Origin of the sequence: Mycoavidus sp. B2-EB (assembly GCF_014218255.1) — a bacterium.
Classification (GTDB): domain Bacteria; phylum Pseudomonadota; class Gammaproteobacteria; order Burkholderiales; family Burkholderiaceae; genus Mycoavidus.
This window is the reverse complement of the sequence record NZ_AP021872.1, coordinates 589,572-612,647: the sequence shown is the minus strand read 5'-3', so window position 1 is coordinate 612,647 and position 23,076 is coordinate 589,572. Positions and strand designations below refer to the sequence as shown.

Annotated in this window: 18 protein-coding genes; 11 read left to right on the top strand and 7 right to left on the bottom strand. The window is 48.4% G+C overall.

The window, feature by feature from the left end; genetic code table 11:
* Positions 1 to 16: 16 nt before the first annotated feature.
* Positions 17 to 1,843: a tetratricopeptide repeat protein gene (locus tag MPB2EB_RS02830; protein ID WP_185182346.1), complete on the bottom strand. Its 1,827-nt coding sequence runs from the start codon at positions 1,841 to 1,843 to the stop codon at positions 17 to 19.
* Positions 1,844 to 1,935: 92 nt separating this feature from the next.
* Here MPB2EB_RS02830 and mutM point away from each other — a divergent pair, with 92 nt between their 5' ends.
* Entirely contained in the window at positions 1,936 to 2,778 is an 843-nt protein-coding gene (gene mutM, locus MPB2EB_RS02825) for a bifunctional DNA-formamidopyrimidine glycosylase/DNA-(apurinic or apyrimidinic site) lyase (protein ID WP_185182345.1), read from the top strand.
* Between the two features lie 79 nt (positions 2,779 to 2,857).
* A complete protein-coding gene (gene mutY / locus MPB2EB_RS02820) occupies positions 2,858 to 3,937 on the top strand; it encodes an A/G-specific adenine glycosylase (RefSeq protein WP_185182344.1) in 1,080 nt (359 codons plus the stop codon).
* Positions 3,938 to 3,988: 51 nt separating this feature from the next.
* Here mutY and MPB2EB_RS02815 read toward each other — a convergent pair whose 3' ends face one another.
* Genes MPB2EB_RS02815 through htpG form a run of 4 tightly spaced genes read right to left on the bottom strand, consistent with a single transcriptional unit; the run spans position 3,989 to position 7,764 of the window.
* Complete coding sequence (locus MPB2EB_RS02815; RefSeq protein ID WP_185182343.1) at positions 3,989 to 4,783, bottom strand: spermidine synthase; 795 nt, start codon at positions 4,781 to 4,783, stop codon at positions 3,989 to 3,991.
* Positions 4,767 to 5,252 carry a DNA-deoxyinosine glycosylase gene (locus tag MPB2EB_RS02810; protein WP_185182342.1) on the bottom strand — a complete coding sequence of 162 codons (486 nt, stop codon included), beginning with the start codon at positions 5,250 to 5,252 and terminating at the stop codon, positions 4,767 to 4,769. The genes MPB2EB_RS02815 and MPB2EB_RS02810 overlap by 17 nt, the downstream gene beginning before the upstream one ends.
* Positions 5,253 to 5,261: 9 nt before the next feature.
* Positions 5,262 to 5,858, bottom strand: a complete 597-nt coding sequence (locus MPB2EB_RS02805) for a chorismate lyase (RefSeq protein WP_185182341.1) — start codon at positions 5,856 to 5,858, stop codon at positions 5,262 to 5,264.
* Between the two features lie 16 nt (positions 5,859 to 5,874).
* The gene (gene htpG / locus MPB2EB_RS02800; protein ID WP_185182340.1) at positions 5,875 to 7,764 is read right to left on the bottom strand and encodes a molecular chaperone HtpG; all 1,890 of its coding nucleotides are present in this window, start codon (positions 7,762 to 7,764) and stop codon (positions 5,875 to 5,877) included.
* A gap of 295 nt (positions 7,765 to 8,059) precedes the next feature.
* On the opposite strand from htpG, the gene MPB2EB_RS02795 reads away from it, so the two are divergent.
* Together MPB2EB_RS02795 and MPB2EB_RS02790 are read left to right on the top strand one after the other, a co-directional pair.
* The gene (locus tag MPB2EB_RS02795; RefSeq protein ID WP_185182339.1) at positions 8,060 to 8,974 is read left to right on the top strand and encodes a DMT family transporter; all 915 of its coding nucleotides are present in this window, start codon (positions 8,060 to 8,062) and stop codon (positions 8,972 to 8,974) included.
* Between the two features lie 8 nt (positions 8,975 to 8,982).
* Positions 8,983 to 9,438: a RidA family protein gene (locus MPB2EB_RS02790; protein ID WP_370576615.1), complete on the top strand. Its 456-nt coding sequence runs from the start codon at positions 8,983 to 8,985 to the stop codon at positions 9,436 to 9,438.
* 25 nt (positions 9,439 to 9,463) lie between these two features.
* Here the strand turns inward: MPB2EB_RS02790 and MPB2EB_RS02785 are convergent, their stop codons facing one another.
* The gene (locus MPB2EB_RS02785) at positions 9,464 to 12,562 is read right to left on the bottom strand and encodes a hypothetical protein (RefSeq protein ID WP_185182338.1); all 3,099 of its coding nucleotides are present in this window, start codon (positions 12,560 to 12,562) and stop codon (positions 9,464 to 9,466) included.
* 359 nt (positions 12,563 to 12,921) lie between these two features.
* Between MPB2EB_RS02785 and MPB2EB_RS02780 the strand changes: the two genes are divergently transcribed.
* The 5 genes from MPB2EB_RS02780 to MPB2EB_RS02760 all read left to right on the top strand — a co-directional run bounded on the left by MPB2EB_RS02780 (position 12,922) and on the right by MPB2EB_RS02760 (position 19,283).
* On the top strand, positions 12,922 to 13,647 hold the full coding sequence (locus MPB2EB_RS02780) for a hypothetical protein (protein ID WP_232534473.1): 726 nt from the start codon (positions 12,922 to 12,924) through the stop codon (positions 13,645 to 13,647).
* The gene (locus MPB2EB_RS02775; protein WP_185182336.1) at positions 13,634 to 14,362 is read left to right on the top strand and encodes an iron-containing redox enzyme family protein; all 729 of its coding nucleotides are present in this window, start codon (positions 13,634 to 13,636) and stop codon (positions 14,360 to 14,362) included. The genes MPB2EB_RS02780 and MPB2EB_RS02775 overlap by 14 nt, the downstream gene beginning before the upstream one ends.
* Before the next feature lie 868 nt (positions 14,363 to 15,230).
* Complete coding sequence (locus MPB2EB_RS02770) at positions 15,231 to 16,346, top strand: ABC transporter ATP-binding protein (RefSeq protein ID WP_185182335.1); 1,116 nt, start codon at positions 15,231 to 15,233, stop codon at positions 16,344 to 16,346.
* Positions 16,343 to 18,205: an ABC transporter permease subunit gene (locus MPB2EB_RS02765; protein ID WP_185182334.1), complete on the top strand. Its 1,863-nt coding sequence runs from the start codon at positions 16,343 to 16,345 to the stop codon at positions 18,203 to 18,205. Before MPB2EB_RS02770 ends, MPB2EB_RS02765 begins: the two co-directional genes overlap by 4 nt.
* 67 nt (positions 18,206 to 18,272) lie before the next feature.
* Positions 18,273 to 19,283 (top strand): class 1 fructose-bisphosphatase, encoded by a 1,011-nt coding sequence (locus tag MPB2EB_RS02760; RefSeq protein ID WP_185182333.1) that lies wholly within the window; start codon positions 18,273 to 18,275, stop codon positions 19,281 to 19,283.
* Between the two features lies 1 nt (position 19,284).
* Here MPB2EB_RS02760 and sodC read toward each other — a convergent pair whose 3' ends face one another.
* A complete protein-coding gene (gene sodC / locus MPB2EB_RS02755; RefSeq protein WP_185182332.1) occupies positions 19,285 to 19,833 on the bottom strand; it encodes a superoxide dismutase family protein in 549 nt (182 codons plus the stop codon).
* Between the two features lie 855 nt (positions 19,834 to 20,688).
* Between sodC and MPB2EB_RS02750 the strand changes: the two genes are divergently transcribed.
* Both MPB2EB_RS02750 and MPB2EB_RS02745 read left to right on the top strand, forming a co-directional pair.
* On the top strand, positions 20,689 to 21,654 hold the full coding sequence (locus MPB2EB_RS02750; protein ID WP_185182331.1) for a LysR family transcriptional regulator: 966 nt from the start codon (positions 20,689 to 20,691) through the stop codon (positions 21,652 to 21,654).
* Positions 21,647 to 22,741, top strand: coding sequence for an ABC transporter substrate-binding protein (locus MPB2EB_RS02745; protein WP_185182330.1), 1,095 nt, complete (start codon positions 21,647 to 21,649; stop codon positions 22,739 to 22,741). Before MPB2EB_RS02750 ends, MPB2EB_RS02745 begins: the two co-directional genes overlap by 8 nt.
* Positions 22,742 to 23,076 lie beyond the last annotated feature (335 nt).

Sequence of the window (23,076 nt, the reverse complement as noted above, 5' to 3'; positions counted from 1 at the left end):
CGGCTCTCGGGCTTTCTCATGGTTCGATTGAAAAGCGTTTTAGCGTTTGCTGCAAAATACCATTATTTGCTTCGAGCTTGGTGGCAGCTCTCCAGATTTGCTTGGCCTCCACTTGCAAACCCTGCACCCACAAGACTTCGCCCAAATGAGCGCCAATTTCGGCATTCGGCTGTAGCTGATAAGCGCGCCGCAATAATTGAGCGGCTTGCTGAGTGTTGCCAAGACGGTATTTGACCCAGCCTAAGCTATCCATAATAAAGGCATCATCGGGTGCTAACGAAGAGGCTTTTTCAATTAATTTATCCGCCTCATTAAGCCGTTGGCCACGCTCTGCCAGTGAATAGCCCAGCGCATTATACGCATTGGGATTATCGGGCTGCAGCATCATCAAACGCCGTAGCAGATTTTCCATCAATGTGTAATGGCGATTTTTTTCCGCCAGCATCGCATAGTCGTAAAGCACGTCCGGTTCATTTGGATATGTTTTGTAAATTCGCGCTAGAGTTGCTTCAGCTTCAACATAACGCTGTGCCTCAGCCAACAAAGCACCATCCGTGCGTGCCGCCAAAATTTTCAGGCGTGGTTCTTGGTTTGGCAAATCGGCAAGTAATTTGCGCGCTTCGTTAACCTTGCCAGCCTTAGCTAAGAGCTGTACGCGGGCAAATAAGGCCGGCATATATTGCGCACTGGCGGGATTAATTTTGCTTAGCCACTGCATAGCCTGCGCATCATTCTTTTTTTCGGTGGCAATTTGCGCTAAGTAGAAATAAGCTTGTCCAACATCCAATTCCGGCTGAGTTTTCCGCTTTTGCAGAACATGTATGTATTGCTGCAAATAATACTGTGCATCGTCATAGCGTTTTTGCTCGATATAAATAAGGGCCAACGCCATCAACGGAGCCGGATCAGCCGAATTTTGCGCGCGCATCAGTTGAAACTCTCTGCGGGCTGCATCGAATTGCTGATCGGCCAGATAGAGCTGTGCCAAGGCAATATGGGCATTGCGCGATTTGGGGTTTTTCTGAGCGAAATCCCGCATTAACTCGATGGCTTGTTGCCGCTGCGTAGGTCCAAGTTGCGCCAGCAATAAAGCCGCCGCTTCATAATCTGGCTTAAGTGCCAAGGCTTGGCGCAATGAGGCCCACGCCTTGGCCGAATCATTGAGTAAAAGCTGCTGCCGCGCCAACGCGAAATGCGCTTCAGGTCGTGTCAGCTCTTTCTTGAGTAGCGCCAGCAATAAATTTAAACCATTCAATTGAGATGGACCACGCGCGATCAATAACTGCAATGCTAAAATCGCCTCCCCTTTATCTTCAGCCGGAATCTTAGCCAGCTCAGCCGCCAAAATCGGCTGCGCTTCATTCAATTTACCGCTTAACACGAGCAATGCCGCTTCAAATTGCGCAGCACGACTAGAATTGGGCTCGTACTGACGCCATAAACGGGCTGCGGCAAGTGCATCGGCTGGGCTTTGCGCGCCCAGTGCAATTTCTGCTGCGCGCTGCGCCATGCGCGGGTCACGCGTAGTACGCGTCAGCTCAAGATAAGTTTGATAAGCCGGTGCAGGCTGGCCGCGCTGTAGCGCAAGTTCGGCCGCCAACACCAAAAACATAATCTGGCTGGTCAGCTGTACTGAGGGCAGCGTTCTTTGCGCGTCAAGTAGCGGTGGCAAGTTCGGGGTGGCGTTTTCTTCGCCGCTCATCACGGTTGAGCGCGCGCTAGCGCTCAAAGAAGCCCCCCATATGGCGCTGCTAAGCAGCATAATGCTCATGGAACGCAGCATACGCGGCGCAACGATACGCTGAAGTCGATGCTTCAATAATTGAGTAAGAAAAATATTCATGGGTCTCCAACAACAGTCTTATTGAAGGATTGTAACGCGATCAATTCACTAGAATCGGATAAAATTTAGCTTAACCCAATCCACCTTGCACTATGCCAGAATTACCGGAAGTAGAAGTGACCCGACGCGGCATCATGCCATATATAACGAATCGACGAATTCAACATGTCGAAGTGCGTAGCGCCATGCTGCGCTGGCCCGTGCCGCCACAACTTGCCACGCTACTTGATGGCCGCCTCATTACGAGGGTTGAACGGCGCGGCAAATACTTATTGCTTGAAATAGAATCAGGATGGCTCTTGATTCATCTCGGCATGACCGGTACTTTGCGTATCTTGCCGCATCCTGCCGCTAGCAAGAGCCCACTCCTGCCAACCGACCGGCACGACCATATCGATTGGATTTTCGACGAATGTGTGTTGCGCTTTCGGGATCCGCGGCGTTTTGGTGCGGTTTTATGGCATTCCGACACGGTTGGGCCTGTCTTGCTCCATCCATTATTAGCAAAATTAGGCATTGAGCCGCTCTCGGCTGAGTTTAATAGCGCGCTGTTACATCGCCGCACGCGCACACGCAGCACCGCGATCAAGCAGATCTTGCTAGCCGGCGAGATTGTGGTGGGAGTCGGCAATATTTATGCCTCAGAAAGTTTATTCCGAGCCGGCATTCATCCAGCAACTGCGGCGGGACGCATTTCAGTGAAACGTTATGAAAAACTCGTCACTGAGATTCGTGCGACCTTAACCGAGGCCATTGAAAAAGGCGGCAGCACCTTGCGCGATTTTGTGGGGAGCGATGGCAAGCGGGGGTATTTTCAGTTGGACTACTTTGTTTATGGCCGTAACGGCGAACCGTGCCGCAACTGCGGCACGTTAATTCGGCAAATCGTGCAAGGCCAGCGCTCCACTTATTATTGCCCGCGTTGTCAGCACTAAAAAATGCTTTATTTGATCTGCCCGCCAACGGCGAGCGCTTACTTCTGATTTTTTAAAATCTACCTACACTTTTATTTCAATGATTGCGATTGCAGAATTCGCCCCGCGCCTAATTACCTGGCAACGTCAATTTGGCCGCCATGATTTGCCCTGGCAACTCACACGCGACCCTTACTCTATTTGGCTGTCTGAAATCATGCTGCAACAGACCCAAGTGTCAACCGTGATTGCATATTATCTGCGTTTTATTGAGCGGTTTCCTAATCTTGCAGCATTAGCAAACGCCCCTCTTGATGAAGTCATGGCTATATGGAGCGGATTAGGCTATTACTCGCGTGCGCGTAATTTACACCGTTGCGCGCAGTTATTGAGCACCGAATATCATGGTCAATTCCCACATCATGTCAATACGCTGATCGAGCTTCCCGGTATTGGCCGCTCAACCGCAGCAGCGATTGCTGTTTTTGCTTTTGGCGCGCGCGAAACTATTCTTGACGGCAATGTGAAACGTGTATTAGCCCGCGTTTTTGGAATAGAAGGTTTTCCTGGCGAAAAGCATACTGAAAACGCCATGTGGAAATTAGCCGAGTCACTTTTGCCGCCCAACTCTGAGCCCACTACAGAACCTAACGATTTAGCCATGCAAGCCTATACGCAAGGCTTGATGGACCTTGGTGCAACTTTATGCGTACGCGGCCGCCCGGCTTGCACGCGCTGCCCTTTTCAAACCGGTTGCGCAGCTCATTTGAGCGGCCGTGAGAAAATCTTGCCAACGGCGCGCCCCAAAAAAAGCAAACCCATGCGCCGCACGTTAATGTTAATCCTGTGCAACGGCTCCACCGTACTGCTTGAGCGCCGTCCGCCCGCTGGCATTTGGGGCGGCTTATGGAGCCTGCCAGAAGTAACCGATGCGGCGGCGCTCGCAGCCTATGCAGCACGCTTTGGCATCACTGACCCGTTAACCGCACTGGCTCCGATGGTGCACACCTTTACGCACTTTCAGCTCACCATAGAGCCTAAATTGGCAACCCTTTCATCCAGCGCCGCACCCTCAGCAGGAGTCGCCGACACCCACCAAACTTGGGTCCGCATAGATGATCTCCAAGCCTATGGCTTGCCAGCGCCAGTCCGACGGATCTTAGAAACATTACAAAAGTAAGTAGAGCTCGCTGCGCTCATTTAAAATACGATGGAATGCAAGCTGATGGCGTTAAATTGAAAATGTATGCTGTACCTCAACCACTTCAGATAACGCAGACAACCAGGCGCGTGCTGGCAAGCGCCATTTCTTTTCAATGCTGCGCGCATGAGCCATCAGCGCGTCCCAATCAAAAACCAGCGGCGGGCCATTAAAAGCAAGCGCGACCCGGTTGCCCTCGTGGACGCTAGGCAGAGCAATAACGCGCCCAGCAAATGCCTCGCGCAAACTACGCATATTGCGCGCAAAACTGGGATGATCGCCAAACAAATTGACCGTTAAAATACCTGGCGCCGTTAAACAAGCACGGCACGCCCGGTAAAATGCGGTATTTCCAAGCACCGGACCGCTTGCCGTGGCGTCATATAAATCGACTTGCATCGCGCCAATGGTGCCGTAATGCGATGCATCACGCACAAAGTCCCAAGCATCTGCTTCGATCACAGACAAACGCGCATCGTTAGCCGGGAGTTCAAACATAGCGCGTGCAGCAAGCACCACCGCCGGATTCAATTCAATTGCCGTAACCTGTGACGCAGGGCAATAGCGATAGCAAAATTTGGTGAGCGCAGCCGCGCCCAGTCCAAGTTGCACAATCTGCGCCGGCGGATCAAGAAACAGCAGCCAAGCCATCATCTGCTGCGCATATTCAAGTTCAATCCGCATTGGGGCGCGCAAGCGCATAGCACCCTGCACCCATTCGCTACCTAAATGTAAATAACGCACCCCCGCTGCTTCAGAAAAATTAACTGGGGCAAAGTGTGGAAGGTGCTGATCACTTAAGCTACGTTTATTCGAGTTTGTCATACAAGATTTCACGCCAGGCGCGCAATTTTTGTTCAAATGAAAGCACAGCATAAGCTGGGCTGGAAGATGGCAAAGCCAATGTTTGGTAGCCCGCAGCCTGCAGCACGGGCGCAAAACGGCCTGCGGTTTTGCCATTAAAGCAAATTTTTTCGAGCCTTGGTGCGCATTGCTGCAAACCAGAAAAATCATTTGACGTAGCTTGGCGGATCGCGGTGTCCAGACTACCTTTGCGCTGACAAGCCGCCAATACGTCCCAGAGTCCAATTCGATACGTGAGTATGCGCTCAAGCCGAACCGCATACGTCAACTCAGCCAGCGGTTCATTCAGCAATGTGCCCAATAAACGCCAGAACTGATTACGCGGATGAGCATAATATTGGGTCGCAAGCAGCGATGCCGTGCCAGGAAAGCTACCCAGAATCAGCACCCGTGTATCGTTCGCCAGCACCGGTGGAAAGCCTTGCAACATGATTCGATTTTATCGATTAGATGCGGCCACACGTAGCCACAATGCTGCCAACATGCACTCGGTGACCAGCAAAGGCTGGCCAGCTTGCAGAAAGATCGAGCGGCGCGCCACCTGCGTTTGCGCCGCGCTCAATGGCGACGTCAAATATTGACGGAGCGCCGCTCGCTCAAAGCAGCGCTGAATAAAATGGTAGAGAGGATCCTCCTTTCCAAATGGCCGACTTGCCAGGGCCGAGCGTTTAATCACGCCACCGTACAATAGCTCAGATAAAGAGCGCGTATGTAACTGGCGGAGATCCGCCCAAACACCACGGCTGGCCGACAACGGCGCAATACTACGCGCGGCAATAAAAGGCTCGCCCTCTACCAATAACAGCACCTCACGCGCCCACACACGCTGACGGGCCCGCGCCTTTAAACAAAGCGCTTCACTCGCCCAGGCGAAATCAACTGTTTCACGCACGACCTGCACCTCGACTCGGCCCAATGTCTGCAAACGTTGCGTCAATGAGCCGCCACGCGTTAACCAATCTTTCTGGTCAGCAGAGAAAAGCGGGCGCGGCAGCACGCGCCAGTGTGCATTCGCTATATTAAAAGACGGGCGCATGAATAGCACCGCCTACTTAGCGCTCCAGCCCTTCTAATAACAACATATTAGCGCGCTTCACATAGTCCGCCGGATCATTCAACACCCCGCCTTCGGCCAATAGAGCTTGATCGAAAAGCAAGTGGCTCCAGTCAGCAAACCCCGCTTGTTCAACCTCTAACCGCTTAATCAATGCATGTTCTGGATTAATTTCTAAAATAGGCTTGGATTCTGGCGCTTTTTGACCGGCTGACTTTAAGATCCGTTGCAAATAGCCGCTCATCTCGTTTTCATCGACAATTAAGCAAGCGGGCGAGTCAGTCAACCTAAATGTAGCCCGCACATCTTTCACCTTGTCTTGCAAGACCTCTTTCATTTTTTCGAGCACCGGCTGCAAGCTTTCACTGGCTTTTGCTTGCTCGGCTTTCTCAGCATCGCTTAAAGCGCCTAGATCCAGATCGCCGCGCGCTACGCTACTGAGTGGTTTACCCTCGAATTCATTTAAGAAAGATAGCATCCATTCATCGACCCGGTCCGTCAACAATAATACCTCCACGCCTTTGTTGCGGAACACTTCGAGGTGGGGGCTATTGCGCGCTGCTTGCCAGCTATCTGCTGTCACATAATAAATCTTGGTTTGGCCCTCTTTCATGCGCGCCACATAGTCTGCCAAAGTAACGGTTTGCGCCGCCGTATCATGCGCCGTGCTCGCAAAACGCAAAAGCGCGGCAAGCCGCTCGCGATTAGCCTGATCTTCGCCCATGCCCTCTTTTAATACCTGACCGAATTGCTGCCAAAACGCAGCATATTTTTCCGTCTCTTTTTCTGCTAACTCTTCCAACATTGAGAGTGCGCGCTTAGTCACTCCGTCTCGTATCGCTTTAACGTCACGGCTTTCTTGCAAAATTTCACGCGAGACATTGAGCGGCAAATCGTTTGAATCAACCACACCTCGAATAAAGCGCAGATATGCCGGCAGTAATTGCTCAGCATCCTCCATAATAAATACGCGTTTGACATACAACTTTAAACCACCTCGCTGATTCCGATCCCATAAATCAAACGGCGCTTGGCTAGGAACGTATAGCAGTTGAATGTATTCATTCCGTCCCTCAACCCGATTATGCGTCCAGCTCAGCGGCTCTTGTTGGTCATGCGCGAGATGCTGGTAAAACGTCTTATACTGACTCTCGTCAATTTCGCTTTTTGCGCGCGCCCATAAAGCACTCGCCTGGTTGATCGTTTCATCTTCGTCACGGCGCACGGTTTCTTGCTTTTCCTGATCCCACTCTTCTTTAAGCATCAAAATGGGCAGCGCGATATGGTCCGAATATTTTCGGATAATCGACTTTAAGCGCCAGGCAGACAGAAAATCGTCCTCGCCTGCGCGCAGATGGAGCGTAATCGACGTACCACGTGCTGGCCGCTCAATCGCTTCTACGCTAAATTCGCCATCTCCCGCACTATGCCAGCGTACTCCTTCGCTCGCCGGCAATCCAGCGCGGCGCGATTCAACCGTGATCTGATCGGCAATGATGAAGCCGGAATAAAACCCCACACCAAATTGGCCAATCAGCGCAGCATCTTTTTGCGCATCGCCAGATAACTTGGCAAAAAACTCTTTGGTCCCCGAACGCGCAATGGTGCCAAGATTAGCAATCACCTCCTCACGGCTCATGCCAATCCCATTGTCCTCAATCGTAATGGTGCGCGCCGTGGCATCATAGGCAATCCGAATGCGTAAATTCGCATCATTTTCATAGAGTGAGGCATCTGCAATCGCCTCAAAACGCAACTTGTCTGCCGCATCTGATGCGTTTGAGATCAATTCGCGCAAAAAGATCTCTTTATTGCTATAAAGAGAGTGGATCATCAACTGCAGAAGCTGTTTGACTTCTGCCTGAAAACTCAGAGTTTCTTGTGTCATTGTCAAAATCCTTAAGGGCTGTTAAATTCACATTAGTGGATCGTGCCAAATAATGGAGGTGTTTTCCTATATTTCAAGAGAAAGCCTAGAGAAGCGCGCATATAAACGGCCTGCGCAGCTAACCTGAAGAACGCAATCCGCAGCTCGTGGCTAGCGCTTTTACGTTCGTAACTCTATTTTAACGCGGCTTGATGGATTCATCGCGCCGCGCTTTAAATTGCGACTCGAGTGCCCTTTTCCTATCATTATTATTTTGGAACCGTTGGCAAAATCTAACGCTACGGAATACCCTACAATGAATTCACGCGAAATTCAGGGCATGTTGCTTGGCTTGCTCAGCGTCATGATCTTTAGTCTAACCCTACCGATGACACGCATCGCAATTCAAGACCTCCATCCCCTACTGAATGGACTTGGACGGTCACTCGCAGCGGCCATACCCGCTGCCCTGCTACTTGCTTGGCGCCGCGAACGCTGGCCAACTAAGCAGCAATTCAAAGGGCTGGCGGTTGTTGCGTTAGGCGCAATTATTGTATTTCCAGCCTGCACCGCTTGGGCTATGCGAACTCTACCTGCCTCGCACGGCGCTATTGTAAATGGCTTACAGCCTTTATGCGTCGCCGTTTATGCGGTTTGCTTCGCGCGTGAAAAACCCTCTCGTATATTTTGGCTATGCTCAATCGCAGGTAGCGTACTCATTCTTACATACGCAATCCGCGCCGGTGGCGGTATGTTAATGGGCGGAGATATTTTTATGCTGATTGCGGTGGCTTTTGGCGGGCTGGGTTATACAGAAGGCGGCCGGCTAGCGAAACAAATCGGAGGCTGGCGCGTGATTTGCTGGGCGCTGGTTATCGCTGCTCCGTTTCTAACCGCACCCGTGCTTTGGCTGGCTTGGCTCCATACAGGTCCAATCACGCTTAAATCTTGGCTGGCATTTGGATATGCTGCGTTTTTCTCGCAGTTTATAGGTCTTTTTATCTGGTATGCAGGTCTCGCTTTAGGGGGTATCGCGCGCGTTAGCCAAGTGCAACAGTTACAGGTATTTTTCACTCTGGCTTTTTCCGCTTGCTTTTTTGGCGAGCACGTCGGACCTGATACTTGGCTTTTTGCCGCTGCTGTCGTTGTCATGCTTACACTGAGTAGCCGCACACGGATTGCGGCGCTGCCTCCAAACAACCTTACACCTCAAAAAATTGCTCACAATTAAAGAAAATAATGTCTATTTATAAAAAATTAGATGAACTTGGTATTACATTACCCACCGCTGCCGCGCCTGTTGCCGCCTATTCAATGAGTATGCAAAGCGGCAAACTCGTCTATCTTTCCGGTCATATTGCTAAAAAAGACGGACAGCCATGGGTTGGCAAACTAGGCGAAAACATGACAACCGATATAGCGCGCTTAGCTGCCCGCTCAATCGCAATTGACCTCATCGCAACTTTGCATGCGCACACTGGAGATCTCAACCAAGTGAGCCGGATTATTAAACTATTTAGTTTAATAAATTCAACCCCTGATTACACCGAGCAACATATCGTCACCAATGGCGCTTCAGAACTTTTTGTCAGCGTGTTTGGCGCTAGCGGCAAACATGCGCGTTCTGCCGCTGGCGTCATCCAGTTGCCGTTGGGCGCTTGCGTTGAAATTGAGTTAATTGCAGAAGTCAGATAAGAAACTTAACGTTTAGATCATCTAGCTAAGCGGATGGCAGCAGCCATTCGACATCGCTTACAGATGTTCGCTCGTGTTCATGGGTTGCCCATCCTATATATTTCCAACCGTCTGAAGAGCCTTGCTTAGCTTCTCGTGCTTTAAACAGGCCATAGGGTTTCCATGAAGCAGGATCTGCAAAGAGTCCATCGACCCTGCTTTGTAACTCTTCAATACGCTCTTTGATTGTGCGCTTTTCTGCTTTATTCGTGATCTGTTGCTCAACCCTGCGCAGTTGCGTTATTTCATGGGTATAGGCATTCATACGATGCATTAAATCCGGCTCATCCTTTAACTGCCAACGCACGCCAAAAAGTAGCTTGGTTTCTTTTTCATTTGGCGTGGAGTCGATAAAATTGTTTAGCTTTGCTGCATATAAATGATTCCAGCGCGAATCCTGATCTAGCATTTTCTTAAAATGGCTGCCGTTTGCAAAGGTTTCGTCAATAAAAGTAAACTTTGGCTCAATTCCTTGAGGGTTATGCATAACGTGCAACATGCCATGGCGTCCCCGTTCCGCTACAATTTTTTTAGTATTCAATTTCGCATGTATCCGCCGCAAGCGGGCCAGCAACCCACTCGGCCCAACTTCCTTAATCGCCTCAGTTTCGACCGGAATACTGACTCCCGGCAAAAGACGTCCCGAGGTATCCACCAAAATAGCGGCAGCCTGGCCCGCGCGCTTTTGGTGGCCTTGCACAACACCGTTCGCCAGAGCTTCACGGCCCGCGCTATAAGGCGTGGCTTTGGCCGTCACTTCCGCAGCTAAGCCAATGCTAGCGGGTGAGTCACTCTGCGGATTGAGTGCAAAATAAACGCCTAAGCTACCCGTAATAAATAGATCAACCTGCATATTACTCTTATTCCGATTCCCCAATAGAATATTAGGATCATCAAAATTCGCTCTGGCCAGTGCATTTAAAAAAGCCTGTTGCTCGTTTTCCGCATGACTCTGCGCGGCATCTATTGCGTTCCAGTAGTTTTTAACCATCTTTTCCGCGGTGTCACGCCATGCTCCATCAGCGCCTTGCGTGCCCGAGGATTTCAAAGCATGCAACGTCGCATGTTCCGCTTCACCAGTTTGATAATTCATACCAACTGTAGCACCACTGCCGAATATAATTTTGGCTACACCCAATTTGCAACGCGCCCCGAAAAACGCGCCGCCCCTGACCGCTATTGTTTTGCGTTGTCTTTTGCCGAATTCAAGTTGCAAGCCAGCGTCACTTAAACTCATCGCATGCGCCACTTCTGCGCCATAAGTCCTTCTCGCAAATAAGCTCACCGACGCTACTCCATGCGTTTTTAACGCTACACTTAAACCTAAGCCGACTCGGCCGCCATCACATTCCTCAAAGCGACTCCCATTATTTTGATTAATGTAGCTCAGTTGAAAGGCTTGTAGCGTCTTCGGATTAATTTCATGCAGCGGCTTAAGATTCAGAACCCCTGCTTGCTGCTCAGCTTGTTTTAATAAAGTAGTAATAACCCCTGCGTGTAATTGCCATCCATCCCTTGCTTCAGATGCCCCTGCAGCTAAGAAAGATTTCGCAATTTCCTTTAATTCATCGAGGCTCAATCGCTCATGTGCCAAAGCATAAACGGCTTCATTCTGGGCTGGCTCAGACCACTCTATCCGTTGTTTAAGCTTAGCTACAATCGACTCTGTCTCAGCCCGCCCCTCCGCATTGCGCTTCCCCTCGAGGAGTTTTTCACCATAAGAGCAAAGCTGACTGTGTAAAGTGCGGATTGTTTCGCCGTAAATACCTTTCAGTACGTCATCAAACCCATGCTCGGTCGGCCGGTAAGGCGTTTTTTTCTGATTAAATGCACGTGGCATATCATCCATAAAGAGTTCGGCTCTAGCTAACAAACGCGCCAAACTCCAGTTTGGTGCTTGATCGATCTTATGTTGCAGCACTGCGCGCACCTGACCACGCGTAACCCAAGCTTTTCCTGCTTTTAATAAACGGGAAACGCTTCTAGCCAGTAATGAATCTGGCTGGTTTTCCTCAAAACCCTGCCCCCAGGTCCAATACGCGGCAATCTCCTCAGTTTTGAGCGCTTTATTTTCTTCCAATGCAGCTAAATTTAATGGCTTCTCAGGAAATGATTTTGCCGTAAGGGCCGCCAAGCGAGCCACCTTCAAGGCTGCCAAAGCTTGCTGAGCTTCAGGCTTTGCTTTAAGTCTAGCTTTAATTCCACCGCGAGCTTCAACTTCAAAATCCAGCGCTTCCGCGCGCGCGCTCAGTGCCGGCTCTAGCGTGCGTAATTTATACGCTGCTTGCAGATAGACAGTAAGTCTAGTTGCTTTACTCAGAGTCGCTTGAGCGGGATCGATTTCCTGTAATTTAAGCAAAGCCTCTAATGCTGGACCTCGCTCATAGGCGAGTTGCTGCGCGCAGCGCCAAGCATACTCGTTAATCTGCGCCTTTCCTGAGGCGGGTCCATGCATACCGATATCGAGCGGCCTCCCAAGCCGCACCAACACTTCTAGAGCTAAATCTAGATCGCCATGAGTAACCTGGGCTAGGGCGCGAAGCAGCGGTACCGTACCCAATTGCTTAGCCGTATTAGGAGCCGACTTATCCTGTAATATTTGCTTGACCATCGCGCCAAATTGTTGCGCCTCATCCAAACTCAAAGGTTTGTGCTTGAATTGACTGCGTACAAACTCACCCAAAGAGGTACCCTGAATCGCGCCATCCAGCTGATTAGCCCAAGTTTTCGCCTCTTCGGTTGCTCTATGCTGCCTGACCAGCTTATGTATTGTGGCCGGATTTAGGCTAGGCAATCCTTGCTCAGGATCGGGTTTATACTGGGGTGAAGCGTCAAGCGGCCTCAATTCCACGCCGGTTTTCTCAACCAGCAAAACATTGCTCGTTTTAGCCACTCTCGCCGCAGGCCGGTTCGCGCTCGAGTTTTGACTCAGCTCCAAATGCGTCAGCGCATCGAACGCTTCTTCTATAGGGTGCGCCACTACCGAGCGCCTCCGAGCCACCACCGGCCCACTCTGAACCGAAGACAAGCGACTCAAGCTCGACACAACCGGTTGAGGTAACTGATCAAAGGTATTTGTTCGCATTTCACAAGCCCGCCACTCGCTGTTACCGCTCGTTCAATTGTCTCTTGTGAAATGAATTGTTGTACGTTGCCGTCAACCACCTGAGGAAATCACGAATAAAAAAATCAATGAGCGAAGATTATTTATCTGTGCTTGAGCGCTCCTTTAATTCCACCACTTGACATGGTCATTCGAAAAATAATTGTTTTAAAAGAAAAGGCCAATTCTCATTTTAAATTACCCATGCCTTTATGAATTAACCCTCTAATATGGCATTTCGGAGAACAAGAGATTGATTCGCTTTTTCATACTTTATTCCCAGCATGCTGGGTATGATTATTTTTTATTTAACTTAACATCACATAATTAAATGGTGGCGCATGGAGCTAGACGTTGGAATTCAAAAATTAATCAATTTCTTGGATTATATTCTTTCTCAAAAGAGCAGCTTTAATATCCATAGCGCTAGCTATGCCCAAGCGCCAATGGATGAAATTCGACAATATCGCAATAATCAATATTTGATTAGAGAGCAATATTATTTATTGAATGAATTACAGATAAAATGTGAAGAGCAATATCAACTTGATCAAAGAAGTCATCATTTTTGGGTAACTAAAGATGGCGTGCTAGTGGGCTGTATTCGAGCCACCCCAGCTCCTTTTGAGCTAGAAATGGTACTGGCGGGCAGCCCCCTCTCATTAAGTCATTTTTCTGATTATATTGAATTAAGCCGCTTAATTACCTCGCATAACCATGAGGTCTCTGCATTTTCCATTCGACTTCTCGCTTGTGTGGCGCTGTTTAGTTTAAAAAATCAATACTCCGGATTTTTAGCCATGTGCAAAGCGCCACAACGTAGGCTTTTTCAGCGCTTTGGCATGAAACCGCTCTCTAGCGAACAATTGACCTTGCTGGAAAGAAATCATGGCAAATATTGGTTTATGGCAGGTAATTGGCATGAAATTGCGATGGGGCCAGGCTGCTCTATACCGGAAGGTTACCTCATACCAGAATTGACTACGCCCTCCCATCCGTTAACCGCGGACCTTTCTTTTTTAGACTTTAAATATAACCAGCAAGGAAATATTCATGCTCAATTTTAATGATTTTTTTAAAAATTTAGATGATCAGCTCGAAGTTATGTGGCAAGCCATATTAACGCAGTCACGCTTTACGCAAGCGATTCTGCATGGCGATATAGATAAAACGCTCTATGCCATTTATATGATCGAGACCTTCCATTACACAGCGCATAATGCGCGTAACCAGGCATTAGTTGGGGTCCGAGAAAATCCTAGTCCAGTCTATACTAAATTCTGTTTCGAACACGCCGCCGAAGAAGTCGGCCATGAAAAAATGGCTTTGCACGACCTCAGAAGTATTGACGTCATTACGCACGATACAGTGATCCCTAAACCTTTGCCAGAAACAGAAACTCTAATTGCGTATCTGTATTGGGTCGCCGCCCATGGCAACCCTTTAAGACGCTTGGGTTATAGTTACTGGGCGGAGAATTGCTATCATTATATTAATCCCCTAATCGAAAAGTTGCGCAGCACTCTTAAGTTGGAAGATTCTCAAATGACATTTTTTATTGCTCATTCGAGTATCGATGCGGAACACTTCGACGAAATTAAAAAGATTATTCAACGCACTTGCAACACGCAAGACGATTTGGCGGATATCACTAACGTGATGGAAACTACGCTTAAACTCACCAGCAAAATGCTCGAGGCGGTTTTTAATGAATACGCCAAATTGCAAGCTGGAACGTCGACTCGTTATAGTTTCTTAAAAAATACGGCTGTCTCAGCCTAAGAGCAAGCGATCTATCTGCTCCCGACACACCGCCCAGTCTGTGAATGCGCGCTGGGCGGTTATGTTTTTTGATATACGCCTCTTGAATATTTTCACCGCTTCCTACTTCTGTATCTTCTAATTTCAGCGCATCTGCAGGGTATTGCCCTGTTAGATACACTAGGTCCATTGCATCGCGCAATGGCTGACCCACCTCACTGCTAGAAGGCACTTCTTCTGCGCCGAATACGAATCTTTGGAAGGGCGATTCCGATGGAAATTTAAGTCTAGGAATCATGGCAGCCTTCTTTTATCAAACAGTTTCTCTGACGAGAGACTAAATCCATCTTTTTTTCTTGAGGGCTGCCACGCGAAATTATTCAACAAAACCCGAATGCATCCTTATCTACGTGCTACGTTAAACGCTCTAATCACTCATTCTATGGCTATTTCGTCGGCAACAGTGATAAATCATTACTTAACCGCTAATGATTTTAAATATGTTACCAAGTAAGAATTTATCATGATTTATTTAAATCATTTATTAAAAATACGAAGCTCAGAACCTAACATAATTAATCTATGGCTTTAAATATGCAATACTGCGCCAATTTAATTACGCACCACTCTTTCTACCTATACCCTTATACACAACTCAAAGCATCTAGTTTTCGCGCGCTCAGCAAGTTATGTGTAAGGGCATACTACCCTATAGATTTACCCAGCGGGATATCGCCTCAGATTGAGAAAATAAACTCAGATCGGTATACTGGCCTGGTAATGCATAATAGCGAGGAAACATGTGGATGAAAAAGAACTGAAGAATTTGACCTTTGGACCAACCTTTATGCAGTAAAAATTAACCCTCGCATTTTGACCAAATTTTCTAATGTCCGAACCATCAAAATTATTACAAACTCATCAGCTTGGGAAGCAATACGGCACTGTCATCGCATTAGCGCCAACAGATCTGGTCGTATCGGAAGGAGAGTTTCTAACCTTGCTGGGTCCTTCCGGTTCAGGTAAAACAACGCTGCTGAGCTTGATTGCAGGACTCTTGCAGCCCGATGAAGGTCGGATTCATATTGGCGGGGTCGATGTCACTCATAATCCGCCATATGAAAGGGATATTGGCGTGGTTTTTCAGAACTATGCATTATTCCCGCATATGACAGTGGCTGAGAATATTGCCTTTCCCCTCAAAATGCGCAAGCTCGGCGCGCGCGAAATTAAGCACTCGGTTGCGCACGTCCTTGAGTTAGTCGAGCTACCTCATGTAGCCCACCGTTTTCCGCGTGAATTGTCCGGCGGACAACAACAACGCATCGCCCTAGCCCGCTGCATGGTATATCGTCCATCGATTATTTTGATGGATGAACCGCTTGGCGCATTGGATAAAAAATTACGCAACCAAATGCAATTGGAGATTAAACGCATCCATCGCGAGCTAGGCACAACAATTCTTTATGTTACGCATGATCAAGAAGAGGCCATGACCATGTCCGATCGCATCTGCTTGATGAATGGAGGCCAGATTGAGCAGTTGGGTACGCCGATCGAGCTTTATTTCTGCCCACAAACTGCTTTTGTGGCGGATTTTATTGGCGAATCCAATTTATTGCCAGCGCGCGTCGAACAAGTAGATGGCACAACCGTGCTTTTCACATTAAACGGGATGCCTGGCATTGGCATTGCAACTTCGAATGGTAAACCCATCGCCCCTGGCAGCCACATCGACGTCATGATTAGACCACAACACTTTCAGGTGAGCACAAATCATGACTTAAACCAAAATAGGATTCAAGCAACGCTCACCGATTTCGTTGTCACTGGCGCCACCAGTAAATCTTACTTATCCGCCCAAGGAGGAACCCAACTCGTGATTGCGGAACTGACCCAAGGACATTGCTCGCCGCGTCAGCACGGCGAACCGCTTACCCTGACCTGGAATGCAGCAGACGCTGTAGCCATTCCACAAGAGTCACAGAGGATTGACATCAAATGAGGCAAACTGAGCTAAACGGGCCAGCCTTAGTCAATCAAAAAGCCCCCCTAACGCGGGCTTGGCGCATCCTCTTAAGAGTGCTGCGCAATTCAAAATTTTATCTCGGCGCCCCTATCATCATTTACTTGTTGGTGACCTTGGCACTTCCCATCACCCAGTTGCTAGGACTCAGTTTTCAACCTGAAGGGAAGTTAGGGCTGGCGCATTACAGTCGACTTTTTTTGTCGCCGGTTTATCTGCAAGTATTGGCCATCACCTTCAAAACGGCAGCCTATACGACTTTATTTGCTGTCGTGGGCGGTTATCCAGTTGCCTATCTAATTACTTTTGCTCCGTCAAAATTCAAAAGCTCCTTACTATTTTGGGTTCTTTTACCATTTTGGACGAGCTTTCTGGTGCGTACTTTTGGTTGGATGGTGCTCTTGGGCCGCAATGGCATGGTCAATCAAATACTGGCTTTAACCGGTATGACAGAAGCTCCGCTCAATTTACTGTACCATTTTCCAGCGGTTCTCACGGGCATGATTCATGCCATGATGCCGTTGGCCATTTTAACCATGCTGTCCGTCATGAAAAATATTGACCGCACCTTGCCTCGCGCCTCATTGACGCTAGGCGCAAAACCGGCGCGGGCATTTTGGACGATTTATTTTCCGCTCTCTTTGCCTGGGGTAGCAGCCGCGGCGCTCATGGTATTTGTGACTTCAATCGGCTTTTTCATCACCCCCGCCTTGTTGGGTGGACGCAAAGAAATCATGATGACGCAAATTATCATGGACCAAATTCAGAGCACCCTGAATTGGGGCTTTGCCGGTGCTGTTTCAATGCTGCTGCTAGTTGCAGTATTAGCCGTTTTTGTTTTATATAGTCGGCTGATAGGGCTCTCGAGCTTTGCTGGAGAAAAACCCTCAACTGCCCAGCATGCGCCTCGCTACACCCATATGAAAATACGACGCGCTGGTTATTGGATACTGGAACGTTTAGCCGATCTTTTCGATGGCCTGGGTAGCCTTTGGCGTCATGCGCGCTCGTGGAGCGACCGCATCCGGATTAAAAAATCAGCGCAAAAACGCCCTCATCCGGAACAGCAAGGATGGGTACTGCGGATTGCCGCAATCGCCATGTTAGCGTTCTTGATTGCCCCGATTCTCGTGATGATTCCTATTTCTTTCACTGAGAGCCGCGCCATCGATTGGCCACCGCGTGGTTTTTCATTGCAATGGTATGAAGCCGTCTTCGATTCCCCTAATTGGAGCCATGCTGCGATACGTTCGATCTTAATTGGCATTAGCACAGGATTTTTATCGATGCTGATTGGCACGCCCGCAGCTTTTTTGCTAGCGCGCTCAAACTTCCGTTGGAAAGTGGCGCTGCTGGGTTTTATTTTGACGCCCATGATTGTGCCCAGAATGATTCTAGCGATTGGGTTCTTTTATCTTTTCGCTAAGCTAGGTCTGGTCGGCTCGATGTTTGGTTTAGTGCTTGGCCACACCACAATCGCTCTGCCTTATGTTGTCATCACCATCATGGCCGTACTTAAAAATTATGATGTTCAGCTCGACACGGCAGCACAAAGCCTCGGCGCTAGCCGGTTAAAGACTTTACGTTATATTACTTTCCCGATTTTATCTGCGGGCCTGGCATCCGCTTTTTTGTTTGCCTTTGCAACTTCATTTGACGAATTAACCATCGCTCTTTTCGTAACAGGCGGGCTGAGTGCCACGCTACCTAAGCAATTCTGGGATGAAATTACATTAAATGTATCACCCACAATTGCCGCAGTTTCAACTTGTTTGTTTTTTTTCGTGGCGATTATTATTGGCTGCGCGGATCGGCTACGCCGCCACAGCGTCAAATAAAGTTAGGGCGCCGATTGCGCAAACTGGTAATATCGCGGCGATTTAGACGCTTTTTGGGAGTCACCCGATGCAGGGCCGAATTACGCTTACTCAATATTTAATTGAACAACAACGCCAACACGATAGCCTCCCGGCTGATTTACGGCTCTTAATTGAAGTCGTGGCGCGCGCTTGCAAAATGATCAGCCATTATGTTGGTAAAGGCGCGCTAGGTAACTTCTTAGGCAGTGCTGGCAGTGAAAATGTGCAAGGCGAGGTGCAAAAAAAGCTCGATGTGGTCTCAAACGACATTCTGCTCGAAGCCAATGAATGGGGGGGCAACCTCGCCGCCATGGCGTCCGAAGAGCTTGAGCACATTCATCTGATTCCACACCACTACCCTAAAGGCGAATACTTACTGCTATTTGATCCACTTGATGGTTCATCCAACATCGATGTGAATGTGTCAATTGGTACAATTTTCTCGGTATTGCGTCACACAGATAAGACTCGACCACCTGATGAGCAGTCGTTCTTGCAAGCAGGTACGCAACAAGTGGCTGCAGGTTATGCGGTTTATGGTCCGCAAACTGTGTTGGTGCTCACCACAGGCCATGGCGTACACTGTTTTACGCTGGATCGAGAACTAGGGTCATGGGTTCTTACGCAGAGTAATATACGGATCCCACACACCACTCATGAATATGCAATCAATGCCTCAAATGCACGGCACTGGCATCCGCCGGTGCAACGTTATATCAACGAACTGCTGATGGGCAAAGACGGGGAGCGCAAACAAGATTTTAATATGCGTTGGGTCGCATCCATGGTCGCCGATGTACATCGTATTTTGAATCGTGGCGGGATTTTTATGTATCCAGCAGACCAACGTGATCCCGCTAAACCAGGTAGGCTACGCCTAATGTATGAGGCGAACCCAATGGCTTTTATCGTGGAACAAGCGCATGGCGCTGCGACCAATGGTCAGCAGCGCATTCTCGAGCTTATCCCAACCCAATTACACGAGCGAGTTGCGGTTTTTCTTGGGTCAAAAGATGAAGTTGACCGCGTGACGCGTTATCATCACGAGATGAGTTGATTTAAGACGCGCCAGGTATCACGCCGCACGCCAGGCGCGCGCCGCCACCGCCTAATGGCGCTGGGTTATCGCTATGATTATCGCCATCCAGGTGGACCGTTAACGCGCGCCCGCGGATTTCTTTGAGCCACTTCAAGCGCGGAGCTAGCACCGGATAAGTAGCGCGCCCATCCGCACCAACATACAGTGCGGGCAAATCGCCTAAATGTCCATCATCGCTATAAGGGCCAGCGTGACGCTTGGTTTTCTGTGGATCCCAATGCCCTCCAGCGGCCAGTCCGGCGGCCGGCCCTTTGGGCCCCATCCCCGGTGCACAAGATGGATTTTCATGAATATGAAAGCCATGAATACCCGGCGGCAAGCCCGCTAATTCAGGTGTAAAAATCAGCCCATGCGGATTTTCGCTGACATAGACCTTGCCTAATGACTTACCGGTACCCGTTGCATCAACCGCGTAAATAGGAATCGATAACTGCTCAGCAAATGCGGTAGATATATTTACCCCGGCTAAAATAGCCAGCATAGTTGTCCAGCGGATGTATTTTTTCATTGCAATTGTCCTCTTCTCTGGTTAAAAAATTTGCTTTCAGCCAGCGCAAGCCGCGGCAGAAATTACGCTATCTAACCCGGTGACAGTTGCAAATCACTCTGAAAATTTGTGTGTCGGCAGACGAGCACCATGGTCATTGTAGCTTGAGCAAAAACTATATAAGGGCTTCAATGAAGCAGCTTGAAAGATTAGCAAGGCTGGATTGTTTCCCGAAGTCGCGCGCTCAATCTTAATCAAATCAATGGCCCTCTCTAACCTCAAAGTGGGCAAGCGGGTATCGCACTGAGTCCAGTTGAGTAGACGCTCACAATGCGGAGCGTTTTTCAGCGCTAGCGCTCAAATTTTGCGCTCGTCATCCATCAGATGGCACTAGAATAGCGCATCGATCCATCTCTTAAAGCTCCGCTGCATTAAAAGAAATGAAGGATCTTTTTAACAAGGTCTATGCCTTAAAGCAGGAAACCACAAAGCCATCGAAAATCAAAAAATACTGATGAGAAGGAAAAAGTAATGCTAGTATCCTAATCCAGAGTACATATTTAAAGGGTAAAGGCTAATTACCTAGTTGATCTCAAAGCAGGATGCTTGAGAGATAATGAATCGTTTATAGCCAATCCTTAAATCGTTGAAATGACGCATCAATTATGCAGCTTTCATATTTTTCCGCGAGGCGATTAGCGATGCGAATTTACGCTCCAAATAATCTGTAAAACAATTCATCTACCCCTAAAATTACCTTGCAGCCCAGTCCCATTCATATAAGACACTGAGCCATATTCGTTGAGTACCTTGCTAAGAGACTGTACGTTGTATTTTTCTCGTCATGTGAATAACGCCTGAAGGAAAGTAAAAAAAATGATCCCAGAAATTAATCAGCGGCGATTACGTTACTTCTACGAAGTTTGTACATGCGGAAAAATTCGAGAGGCAGCGGACAATTTGAATATGGACTCGTCGGTGATTACGCGTCAAATTAGACTCTTGGAAGAAGAGATCGGATTCAAGCTATTCGAACGGCGGCCCCGTGGCGTCGTGCCCACCGAGGCAGCAGAGTTGTTACTCAAATATTATCGCGGCAACTGTGATTTAAAAGAAAATTTGGAAAGAGGCTTACACGAGCTGCGCAACATGCACCAGGGCAACATCCACCTGGCGATACACCCTACCTTTGTTGGCGCTCTCATCAGTGTATTTAACAATTTCCGGGCTCAATACCCCGATATTCACCTTCATATTGAAGAAAATTTCGAAACCAATAAAATCATCAATCAAATTCTCGAGGATATTTCCCATATAGGGATACTCTGTGTTTACCAAGACTCCCCACATATCAATTATTTTGCGCGCGTACCTTTGCCCTTATATATGTTGGTGAATAAAAAACATCCGCTCGCCAACAAACACAAAGTAACCTTTGCCGAAGCAATCCGCTACCCCCTTTCATTACCTGCTACGGGTGCTTTACGCCAGATGGTGCAGTCCGTCGCCAAAACAGAAAAAATTGAACTCCAACCCCCTGTGTTTATTAGCAATTCGACCACGGCTCGCAAAAGATTTGCTTGTACCGATGCAGGTGCAGTATTTATGTCAGCCTTCTCGGCATTTGAAGAAATTAAATCCGGAGAGCTAGTTGCGCTTGAAATCGACCATCCTAGTTTTCAAGCCGCTAGCTTGGCTCTCATCGTCAGGCGCGGCAAACCGCTTTTGCCACCGCTCCATCAATTACTCAGATTAATCAGTGCGCATCTCCCCATCTTTGCGCGCCACCCTTTGGCTGAGAACAGTCATCTAACCACAATATCAGAAGCCCCATATGAATGACAAAAATCCACCACATGGCTCTAGCCGTCGCAAAACCATCAAGAAAATAGCTGCATTAGGCGCAGCAGCAGTCTGCGCGCCACTGATTATCATCAACTCTCAAAAGATCGCACAGGAAAAAGCCGCGCAAAGAATTGTCATCCGCACCTCGGGCGGTGAATGGCACTATGCCGCCACAGAATTACTCTTCAAACCTTTCCAGGAAAAATTCGGTATCGAGATGGTCGGCATCCCATCAAATTCGGAACCCATCGCAGAAATCCGGTCTATGGTCGATACCGGAAATTACAACTGGAACATGGCCTGCCTTGGAAATCGGGCGATTCCGATCCTCAGCCAGCAAAATTATTTAGAAAAGCATGGGCTAGAGCACGATCCTATCGTTTCAACCATTATGCCTCAGTTTATGTCGCCATATGGCGTGGGGATGAATGTCTACTCTACAGTACTGACCTATCGAACTGACGTCTTTCAAAAGCGTCCACCACAAACTTGGAAAGATTTTTGGGATGCAGAGAATTTTCCCGGTCGGCGCGGTCTGCGCAAAGTTCCTTTCGATACCGTAGAACAAGCCTTATTGGCCGATGGCGTAGCGCCAAGCACAGTCTACCCTTGCGATCTAGACCGCGCATTTCATAGCCTCGACAGAATCAAGCCACATATTTCTGTCTGGTGGCAAAGCACCCCAGAAGCGGAACACCTCTTAAAAGTTCGTGAAGTAGACGTCATGCCGGTTTTTCTAACCGCCGCACTATCCGCTATTAAATCTGGCGCGCCCATAGCGTTTTCTTGGGATCAACATATTTACGGATACGATAACTGGACCATCCTGAAAGGCACTCCCAACGCGGATGCATGCCGAGAATTTATCCGCTTTGCAACCGACCCGAAGCGACAAGCGCTGCTAGCTCCGCACGGAATTTCACCGACTCAGCCAAGCGCTTTTGAGTATATCAAGAAAGAACACGCCAAATTCCTCGCAGTTTATCCAGAGAACTTCAACAAAGGCATACCCAGCAGTGCTTTATATTGGCTGGATAATTATAGTTCGATTGTCGAGCGCTATAACCGTTGGTTTCTGAGTTGAGAAAAAGACGCGCAGTCGGGTAGTTGTAGTAGATTGCCGCGCTGAAGCTATCCGGCATCTGTATTTTTATATTAGAGGTATTCGCTCTCGAGATAAAATTGGGACACCTTTCATAGCCATTCAGTAGCACCTCAAGGCATACACGACCTAAATATAATGATAGCTTTCTTGTCGCTTGAAGAGCATGAAAGAGCTATCCAAGTTGGCTATTTTAAGTTTTCTTAGTCTCTGCAAAACATTTTTGAATAAAAATAAAAATGCACTAATCTTTAAAGCAAGAAGTTTTGCTTTATTTATTAACTATTTTTGCATCATCGATTCGAGTTCTAGGGGGT